6 protein-coding genes, 3 tRNA genes and 3 rRNA genes (1 of these 12 cut by a window edge) are annotated in these 10,110 nt (G+C 45.4%); all 12 read right to left on the bottom strand.

Features of this window, described 5'->3' with window-relative positions:
• Window positions 1–72, bottom strand: a tRNA-Lys gene (locus tag BAOM_RS00450) (it extends 4 nt beyond the left edge of the window).
• 7 nt (window positions 73–79) lie between these two features.
• Window positions 80–155 (bottom strand) — tRNA-Thr (locus BAOM_RS00445).
• A 7-nt stretch (window positions 156–162) separates the two neighbouring features.
• Window positions 163–238, bottom strand: a tRNA-Val gene (locus BAOM_RS00440).
• A gap of 5 nt (window positions 239–243) precedes the next feature.
• A 5S ribosomal RNA gene (gene rrf, locus BAOM_RS00435) occupies window positions 244–359 on the bottom strand.
• Window positions 360–424: 65 nt separating this feature from the next.
• Window positions 425–3,358, bottom strand: a 23S ribosomal RNA gene (locus tag BAOM_RS00430).
• Window positions 3,359–3,526: 168 nt separating this feature from the next.
• A 16S ribosomal RNA gene (locus tag BAOM_RS00425) occupies window positions 3,527–5,075 on the bottom strand.
• Together the 16S, 23S and 5S rRNA genes with 3 tRNA genes alongside form the textbook arrangement of a ribosomal RNA operon.
• 364 nt (window positions 5,076–5,439) lie before the next feature.
• Window positions 5,440–6,924 carry a lysine--tRNA ligase gene (gene lysS / locus BAOM_RS00420; RefSeq protein WP_127758636.1) on the bottom strand — a complete coding sequence of 495 codons (1,485 nt, stop codon included), beginning with the start codon at window positions 6,922–6,924 and terminating at the stop codon, window positions 5,440–5,442.
• A gap of 210 nt (window positions 6,925–7,134) precedes the next feature.
• On the bottom strand, window positions 7,135–8,133 hold the full coding sequence (dusB, locus tag BAOM_RS00415) for a tRNA dihydrouridine synthase DusB (RefSeq protein WP_127758635.1): 999 nt from the start codon (window positions 8,131–8,133) through the stop codon (window positions 7,135–7,137).
• Between the two features lies 1 nt (window position 8,134).
• Window positions 8,135–8,371: a helix-turn-helix domain-containing protein gene (locus tag BAOM_RS00410; protein WP_127758634.1), complete on the bottom strand. Its 237-nt coding sequence runs from the start codon at window positions 8,369–8,371 to the stop codon at window positions 8,135–8,137.
• Window positions 8,323–8,850 carry a 2-amino-4-hydroxy-6-hydroxymethyldihydropteridine diphosphokinase gene (gene folK, locus BAOM_RS00405; protein ID WP_127758633.1) on the bottom strand — a complete coding sequence of 176 codons (528 nt, stop codon included), beginning with the start codon at window positions 8,848–8,850 and terminating at the stop codon, window positions 8,323–8,325. Before folK ends, BAOM_RS00410 begins: the two co-directional genes overlap by 49 nt.
• A 2-nt stretch (window positions 8,851–8,852) precedes the next feature.
• Entirely contained in the window at window positions 8,853–9,212 is a 360-nt protein-coding gene (gene folB, locus BAOM_RS00400) for a dihydroneopterin aldolase (RefSeq protein ID WP_127758632.1), read from the bottom strand.
• Window positions 9,205–10,050: a dihydropteroate synthase gene (folP, locus tag BAOM_RS00395; RefSeq protein ID WP_127758631.1), complete on the bottom strand. Its 846-nt coding sequence runs from the start codon at window positions 10,048–10,050 to the stop codon at window positions 9,205–9,207. The genes folB and folP overlap by 8 nt, the downstream gene beginning before the upstream one ends.
• Between the last annotated feature and the right edge of the window lie 60 nt (window positions 10,051–10,110).

Here is a 10,110-nt window from a genome sequence, read left to right as displayed (position 1 = left end):
GAGTCATGCAGGATTCGAACCTGCGACCCTCTGATTAAAAGTCAGATGCTCTACCAACTGAGCTAATGACTCGTCTAAATGGTGCCGGCAAGAGGACTTGAACCCCCAACCTACTGATTACAAGTCAGTTGCTCTACCAATTGAGCTACACCGGCATATAAATGGTGGAGGATGACGGGATCGAACCGCCGACCCTCTGCTTGTAAGGCAGATGCTCTCCCAGCTGAGCTAATCCTCCATTATGCTTGGCGACGTCCTACTCTCACAGGGAGAAACCCCCAACTACCATCGGCGCTGAAGAGCTTAACTTCCGTGTTCGGAATGGGAACGGGTGTGACCTCTTCGCTATCGTCACCAAACAATATAAGGAACGTTGTTCCTTCAAAACTAGATAATAAGAAAGCATTGCGTGTTATCAAAACAATAGGTTAAGTCCTCGACCGATTAGTATCAGTCAGCTCCATGTGTCGCCACACTTCCACCTCTGACCTATCAACCTGATCATCTTTCAGGGGTCTTACTAGCTTGCGCTATGGGAAATCTCATCTTGAGGGGGGCTTCATGCTTAGATGCTTTCAGCACTTATCCCGTCCGCACATAGCTACCCAGCGATGCCTTTGGCAAGACAACTGGTACACCAGCGGTGCGTCCATCCCGGTCCTCTCGTACTAAGGACAGCTCCTCTCAAATTTCCTGCGCCCACGACGGATAGGGACCGAACTGTCTCACGACGTTCTGAACCCAGCTCGCGTACCGCTTTAATGGGCGAACAGCCCAACCCTTGGGACCGACTACAGCCCCAGGATGCGATGAGCCGACATCGAGGTGCCAAACCTCCCCGTCGATGTGGACTCTTGGGGGAGATAAGCCTGTTATCCCCGGGGTAGCTTTTATCCGTTGAGCGATGGCCCTTCCATGCGGAACCACCGGATCACTAAGCCCGACTTTCGTCCCTGCTCGACTTGTAGGTCTCGCAGTCAAGCTCCCTTGTGCCTTTACACTCTGCGAATGATTTCCAACCATTCTGAGGGAACCTTTGGGCGCCTCCGTTACCTTTTAGGAGGCGACCGCCCCAGTCAAACTGCCCACCTGACACTGTCTCCCACCCCGATCAGGGGTGCGGGTTAGAATGTCAATACAGCCAGGGTAGTATCCCACCAACGCCTCCACCGAAGCTGGCGCTCCGGCTTCACAGGCTCCTACCTATCCTGTACAAGCTGTACCAAAATTCAATATCAGGCTGCAGTAAAGCTCCACGGGGTCTTTCCGTCCTGTCGCGGGTAACCTGCATCTTCACAGGTACTATAATTTCACCGAGTCTCTCGTTGAGACAGTGCCCAGATCGTTACACCTTTCGTGCGGGTCGGAACTTACCCGACAAGGAATTTCGCTACCTTAGGACCGTTATAGTTACGGCCGCCGTTTACTGGGGCTTCAATTCAAAGCTTCGCTTGCGCTAACCTCTCCTCTTAACCTTCCAGCACCGGGCAGGTGTCAGCCCCTATACTTCACCTTGCGGTTTCGCAGAGACCTGTGTTTTTGCTAAACAGTCGCCTGGGCCTATTCACTGCGGCTCATCTGGGCTTTAACACCCTAATGAGCACCCCTTCTCCCGAAGTTACGGGGTCATTTTGCCGAGTTCCTTAACGAGAGTTCTCTCGAACACCTTAGGATTCTCTCCTCATCTACCTGTGTCGGTTTGCGGTACGGGCACCCTACATCTTGCTAGAGGCTTTTCTTGGCAGTGTGGAATCAGGAACTTCGGTACTCTATTTCCCTCGCCATCACAGCTCAGCCTTAACGGAAACGGGATTTGCCTCGTTTCCAGCCTAACTGCTTGGACGCGCATATCCAACAGCGCGCTTACCCTATCCTCCTGCGTCCCCCCATCGCTCAAACGATGTATAGGTGGTACAGGAATATCAACCTGTTGTCCATCGCCTACGCTTTTCAGCCTCGGCTTAGGTCCCGACTAACCCTGAGCGGACGAGCCTTCCTCAGGAAACCTTAGATATTCGGTGGAAGGGATTCTCACCCTTCTTTCGCTACTCATACCGGCATTCTCACTTCTAAGCGCTCCACCAGTCCTTCCGGTCTAGCTTCAACGCCCTTAGAACGCTCTCCTACCACGGACATCGTAGATGTCCATCCACAGCTTCGGTGTTATGTTTAGCCCCGGTACATTTTCGGCGCGGAGTCACTCGACCAGTGAGCTATTACGCACTCTTTAAATGGTGGCTGCTTCTAAGCCAACATCCTGGTTGTCTAAGCAACTCCACATCCTTTTCCACTTAACATAAACTTTGGGACCTTAGCTGGTGGTCTGGGCTGTTTCCCTTTTGACTACGGATCTTATCACTCGCAGTCTGACTCCCGAGTATAAGTATTTGGCATTCGGAGTTTGACTGAATTCGGTAACCCGATGGGGGCCCCTAGTCCAATCAGTGCTCTACCTCCAATATTCTCAATCTCGAGGCTAGCCCTAAAGCTATTTCGGAGAGAACCAGCTATCTCCAAGTTCGATTGGAATTTCTCCGCTACCCACACCTCATCCCCGCACTTTTCAACGTGCGTGGGTTCGGGCCTCCATTCAGTGTTACCTGAACTTCACCCTGGACATGGGTAGATCACCTGGTTTCGGGTCTACGACCTCATACTCATTCGCCCTATTCAGACTCGCTTTCGCTGCGGCTCCGTCTCATCAACTTAACCTTGCATGAAATCGTAACTCGCCGGTTCATTCTACAAAAGGCACGCCATCACCCATGAACGGGCTCTGACTACTTGTAGGCACACGGTTTCAGGTTCTCTTTCACTCCCCTTCCGGGGTGCTTTTCACCTTTCCCTCACGGTACTGGTTCACTATCGGTCACTAGGGAGTATTTAGCCTTGGGAGATGGTCCTCCCTGCTTCCGACGGGATTTCACGTGTCCCGCCGTACTCAGGATCCACTCAGGAGGGAACGAAGTTTCAACTACAGGGTTTTTACCTTCTTTGACGGACCTTTCCAGATCTCTTCATTTACCCCGTTCCTTTGTAACTCCATGTAGAGTGTCCTACAACCCCAAGAGGCAAGCCTCTTGGTTTGGGCTAATTCCGTTTCGCTCGCCGCTACTCAGGAAATCGCGTTTGCTTTCTCTTCCTCCGGGTACTTAGATGTTTCAGTTCCCCGGGTCTGCCTTCAGTACCCTATGTATTCAGGTAAAGATACTGTTCCATTACGAACAGTGGGTTTCCCCATTCGGAAATCTCCGGATCAAAGCTTACTTACAGCTCCCCGAAGCATATCGGTGTTAGTCCCGTCCTTCATCGGCTCCTAGTGCCAAGGCATCCACCGTGCGCCCTTTCTAACTTAACCATTCAAAAAATCTTACTCGGTGTTTTGAAAATTGACGCAAAAAAATATTGCCTTCTATCTATTATCTAGTTTTCAAAGAACAAAGTTCTGAATGAATTACTCATTCAAAACTGAACAAAACAAAAGCGCCTATTTAATGAAGAACCGAGATTCTTCATTTTTCCTTAGAAAGGAGGTGATCCAGCCGCACCTTCCGATACGGCTACCTTGTTACGACTTCACCCCAATCATCTATCCCACCTTAGGCGGCTGGCTCCAAAAGGTTACCTCACCGACTTCGGGTGTTACAAACTCTCGTGGTGTGACGGGCGGTGTGTACAAGGCCCGGGAACGTATTCACCGCGGCATGCTGATCCGCGATTACTAGCGATTCCGGCTTCATGTAGGCGAGTTGCAGCCTACAATCCGAACTGAGAATGGCTTTATGAGATTCGCTTACCCTCGCGGGTTCGCAGCTCTTTGTACCATCCATTGTAGCACGTGTGTAGCCCAGGTCATAAGGGGCATGATGATTTGACGTCATCCCCACCTTCCTCCGGTTTGTCACCGGCAGTCACCTTAGAGTGCCCAACTGAATGCTGGCAACTAAGATCAAGGGTTGCGCTCGTTGCGGGACTTAACCCAACATCTCACGACACGAGCTGACGACAACCATGCACCACCTGTCACTCTGTCCCCCGAAGGGGAACGCCCTATCTCTAGGGTTGGCAGAGGATGTCAAGACCTGGTAAGGTTCTTCGCGTTGCTTCGAATTAAACCACATGCTCCACCGCTTGTGCGGGCCCCCGTCAATTCCTTTGAGTTTCAGCCTTGCGGCCGTACTCCCCAGGCGGAGTGCTTAATGCGTTAGCTGCAGCACTAAAGGGCGGAAACCCTCTAACACTTAGCACTCATCGTTTACGGCGTGGACTACCAGGGTATCTAATCCTGTTTGCTCCCCACGCTTTCGCGCCTCAGCGTCAGTTACAGACCAGAGAGTCGCCTTCGCCACTGGTGTTCCTCCACATCTCTACGCATTTCACCGCTACACGTGGAATTCCACTCTCCTCTTCTGCACTCAAGTCCCCCAGTTTCCAATGACCCTCCACGGTTGAGCCGTGGGCTTTCACATCAGACTTAAAGGACCGCCTGCGCGCGCTTTACGCCCAATAATTCCGGACAACGCTTGCCACCTACGTATTACCGCGGCTGCTGGCACGTAGTTAGCCGTGGCTTTCTGGTTAGGTACCGTCAAGGTACGAGCAGTTACTCTCGTACTTGTTCTTCCCTAACAACAGAGCTTTACGACCCGAAGGCCTTCTTCGCTCACGCGGCGTTGCTCCGTCAGACTTTCGTCCATTGCGGAAGATTCCCTACTGCTGCCTCCCGTAGGAGTCTGGGCCGTGTCTCAGTCCCAGTGTGGCCGATCACCCTCTCAGGTCGGCTACGCATCGTCGCCTTGGTGAGCCGTTACCTCACCAACTAGCTAATGCGCCGCGGGTCCATCTGTAAGTGATAGCAAAACCATCTTTCCATCTTCTCTCATGCGAGAAAAGAAAGTATCCGGTATTAGCTCCGGTTTCCCGAAGTTATCCCAGTCTTACAGGCAGGTTACCCACGTGTTACTCACCCGTCCGCCGCTAATCTCAGGGAGCAAGCTCCCATTGATTCGCTCGACTTGCATGTATTAGGCACGCCGCCAGCGTTCGTCCTGAGCCAGGATCAAACTCTCCGATAGAATTTGACTTGCTCATGTTGCACTTTTTTATCGTGTGTGCTCACTTAAAAATTAACGTTGGCGCTTTGTTTTGTTCAGTTTTCAAAGAGCAATGTTCGTCACTTCTTAACGAAGCAACTTTTATATAATATCATTTTTACGAATCCTCGTCAACACTTTTTTAAGATTTGTTTTACTTTCTTAATCTGTATGTGACTCGTTCGTAACAACAGATATAAATATACCACCATTGTATCTTCGTTGCAATACTTTTTTAAAAATTATACAACTAGTTTTTGTAACTAAAAATATTAAATAAAAAATCGAATACGAACAGTCTTTTTAAAAGACTGTTCGTACTCGATTTAGTTTATCTTCTTTTCTATTAACGGTGACGCATTAATGGGAATAATAGAACATCGCGAATTGATGGAGAATTCGTTAACAGCATAACTAAACGATCGATACCAATTCCTAAACCACCAGTAGGAGGCATACCGTATTCTAATGCTTCAATGAAGTCTTCATCCATTTCATGCGCTTCATCGTTCCCTTGTTCACGTTCTACTAATTGTGCTTCGAAACGTTGACGCTGATCAATTGGATCATTTAACTCGGTGAAAGCATTTGCGTGTTCACGAGCTACAATGAACAATTCAAAGCGATCTGTGAAACGTGGATCTTCTGGATTTTTCTTCGCTAATGGCGAAATTTCAACTGGATGACCGTAAATAAAAGTTGGTTGAATTAATTTTTCCTCTACCACTTGTTCAAAAAATTCATTTACAATATGGCCAAATTCCATCGTATCTTTTATTTCAATATTATGCTCTTTCGCTAATTGTTGAGCTTCTTCTTTCGTCATGTGCTTCCAGAAGTCTACACCTGTATATTCTTTAACCGCATCAACCATGTGAAGTCGTTTCCACTCAGGTTTTAAATCAATCTCATATTCACCATATTGAATCGTTGTTGTACCTAGTACCTCTTGTGCTACATGTGCCACTAAGTTCTCTGTTAAACTCATAATGTCCTTATAATCTGCATACGCTTCATATAATTCAATCATTGTAAATTCAGGGTTGTGTCTTGTTGATACCCCTTCGTTACGGAATACACGGCCAATTTCATATACCTTTTCCATTCCTCCGACGATCAAACGCTTCAAATGAAGCTCAATCGCAATACGAAGGTGCAAAGGCATATCTAATGCATTATGGTGTGTATTGAATGGACGAGCAGCCGCTCCACCAGCAACCGAATGCAACATTGGTGTTTCTACTTCCAAGAATCCTTGTCCATCTAAATAACGACGGATTTCTTGAATGATTTTACTGCGCAAAATAAAAGTATGCTTGCTTTCCTCATTCGTAATTAAGTCGACATAGCGTTTACGATAGCGCTCCTCAACATCCTTTAAACCATGGAATTTATCAGGAAGCGGACGAAGAGCTTTTGTTAAAAATACATACTCTTTTGCCTTGATTGAAAGCTCTCCTACATTTGTTTTAAACACAACACCTGTTACACCAACAAGATCTCCTAAATCTGTTTGTCCGAAATCTTGATACGGTTCTTCACCGACTGCATCTTTTCTTACGTAGATTTGAATTTGCCCACTAATATCTTGAATATGCGCAAACCCAGCTTTTCCTTTTCCACGTTTCGTCATCACACGTCCTGCAATCGTTACCTGAATTTCTTTTTCTTCCAGCTCTTCCTTAGAAATGTCACCATACGCTTCTTTAATTTCTGCTGCTGTATGTGTACGATCAAAGCGGCTGCCAAATGGATCCTTCCCACCTTCTTGCATCGCTTGCATTTTATCTCGTCTTACTTGCAATTGGTCATTTAATTCTTCATGACTCATCGAATATCATCTCCGTCTGTATTTTTCAGCATTATATAACCGTATGCGATTAATTGTTTAACATCCTTATTTATTCTTACATAAAACAAAGAAATCGAACAAGCCTTTTAACTGAAATATTTACGTTTTCAGGCCATATAAAAACTGCCAGAAAATCCGGCAGTTGAAGTTAAGCGTATTATAGGGAAACGCCGACACAATGTCAAACGTTTACACCATTTGCATATTTTGTTCTTTCGCTTCAATTTCTTCTACAAGACCGTATAGAAGCTTCACAACATCTTCTCGTGTATTACATTCGTTAATCTCTTTACGTGCTTTTCCATTCCCTTGAACACCTTTTAAATACCAGGCAGCGTGCTTACGCATCTCACGTACTGCAATGTTTTCATTTTTCAAGGCAATAAGACGGTCCATGTGGAGTACGCATACATCCATTTTTTCACGTACACTCGGCTCCGGCATTAGTACACCTGATTCTAAGTATTTAACAGTTTGGTAAATCATCCATGGATTCCCAAGTGCAGCACGGCCAATCATAACACCATCAACACCGACCTCGTCTAGCATTCTTTTAGCGTCTTGAGGCGTTACAACATCCCCATTCCCGATAACCGGAATGTTCACTGCATTTTTCACATCTCGAATAATATCCCAGTTCGCTTTTCCTTCATACATTTGAACACGCGTTCTGCCGTGTACAGCTACCGCACTGCCGCCAGCACGTTCTACCGCTCTTGCATTCTCGACAGCAAAAATATGATCGTCATCCCAACCGATACGCATTTTCACCGTAACTGGTTTATCAACTGCATCAACAACCGCTGACACCATATCATAAATTTTATTTGGATTAAGCAGCCATCTTGCTCCTGCTTCACATTTAATAATTTTAGAAACGGGGCACCCCATATTAATATCAATAATATCAGCATTTGTGTTTTTATCCACAAACTTAGCCGCTTGCACAAGTGATTCTTTTTCGCCGCCGAAAATTTGTAAGCTCAATGGATTTTCACGTTCATCTATATATAGCATACCCATTGTTTTTTTGTTCTTAAGATTAATCCCTTTGTCACTAATCATTTCAGCACACACAAGTCCTGCGCCAAACTCCTTTACTGTTAAACGGAAAGCCGAATTGCAAACACCAGCCATAGGAGCCAGCACAACAGGATTACTTATTTCAACATTTCCAATCTTCAACAAACTATGGGCCTCCCTTACTTTTCTCTTTCTTATCATCTAGCGGTTGCAGCTCTTCTAATGACACACTGAGCATATCCGACACATCTTGTAAAAAATAATCTGGCGGTACTTTGTTTCCTCTTTCTACTTCACCTAAAAAAGAAACAGATACACCTATTTCTTTCGCAAATTGTTCTTGTGTAAATCCTTTTAACTTTCGAAAAGCCCGAATACGTCGTCCCCATTTTTCCGCTTCCATAATCGTACTCCTTCTTTATCCGGTATCTGATTTAGAATATCGTTCAAAGATGCGTTTACGTTCGGAAGTTTGATGTCTGGGTCTAATTCCAATAGTGGAACTATCACAAATGCTCTTTCTTGCATCCGAGGATGTGGAACAGAAAGACTCTCTGTCTCAATATTTTCTTGATTATATAACAAAATGTCAAGGTCTAAGGTCCGAGGTCCCCATCTAATTTCCCTTTTTCTCCCTAATTTTGTTTCGATATTCAAACAAGTTTGCAGCAATTCTTCGGGGCTTAAAGAAGTAAAAACTTTAATTACCGCATTTAAAAAGCAGTCTTGATCTGTATATCCTACAGGATCTGTTTCATACAAAGATGAAGAGCCAACAACTTTTACCAATTTGTTACTATCTAATAATTGAAGCGCTTCATGAAAAGTAGCAAGTCGATTGCCGATGTTGGACCCAATCGAAAGGTATGCGATATTCTCCATCGTTATCTCCCTCTCGTAATTTCAATTGCAACCGATTTATAATGCCCTCGTATCGGCGGATTAGGCTTGATTACTTTTACCGTACAATTTTGAACGCTAGGGAATTTCTCCAATAGCTTTATTGAAATGGTTTCAGCAACTGCTTCAAGCAGCTTCATCGGTTCTCCTTCCACAATCCCTTGAACTACTTCAAATAATTCACCATAGTTAATAGAATCATCTAAGCAATCCGTTTGACCTGCTTTTGCTAAATCCGTCTCCACTACTATATCAACAACAAATCGTTGTCCAAGTTTTGTTTCTTCTGGAAACACACCGTGATATCCATAAAACTCCATTTCATTTAAATAAATTTTATCCACTGTATTCTCCTTTCTTAACAAGCGCATCCATCATCTTTGCTGTACGCGCCATTTCTTTCACATCATGTACTCGAACAAGCTGGCACCCTTGTCCAATACCGAAACAAATCGTAGCAGCTGTTCCTTCTACACGCTCTACCGGCGGCAAATCTAGTACATGTCCGATCATAGATTTACGAGATGTAGCCAGCAAGACCGGATAACCTAACGCCACAAGCGTATCAAGATTTCGCATCATTTCTAAATTCAGTGTGACATCTTTGGCAAATCCAATCCCTGGATCCAAGATAATTTGTTCCTCTCTTACACCGGCTGCTTTTACAAGAGCGATACTTTCATACAAGTCTTGCAGTGCATCACGCATAAAATGTTGATAGGTTTGCCCCTCGCGATTGTGCATGAGGATAATCGGAACTTGATATTGAGCTGCGACCTTTGCCATTTCAGGATCAGCCTTCGCTCCCCATATATCATTAATAATATGAGCACCTGCTTCAATCGCAGCTTTTGCGACCTTTGATTTATACGTATCAATTGAAAGCGGGACATCAATCCGTTTAGAAATCGCTTCAATAACAGGTGCGACACGCTCTATTTCTTCTTCATCTGAAATTCGCTCATAGTTCGGGCGTGTGGACTCTCCCCCGATATCGATTAAATCTGCTCCATCCTCTACCATTTGCTCTGCATGTCTTAGGGCTGCATCGATATGATCGTAGCGACCGCCATCTGAAAAAGAATCTGGTGTAACATTTAAAATGCCCATAATATACGTTTTCTTTTGATAATCAAGCGTATAAGGGCCGCATTTTGTTTGCAAAGTACTTATTCCCGACATTTCTTACTCTCCTTCGTCTCATCAAAAAATTCACATACTGAGTGTACTCACTTTCAAAGG

The organism is Peribacillus asahii (assembly GCF_004006295.1).
GTDB lineage: Bacteria > Bacillota > Bacilli > Bacillales > DSM-1321 > Peribacillus > Peribacillus asahii_A.
Note: the sequence above shows the minus strand (reverse complement) of the source record. Positions and strands in the feature narration are given on the sequence as shown.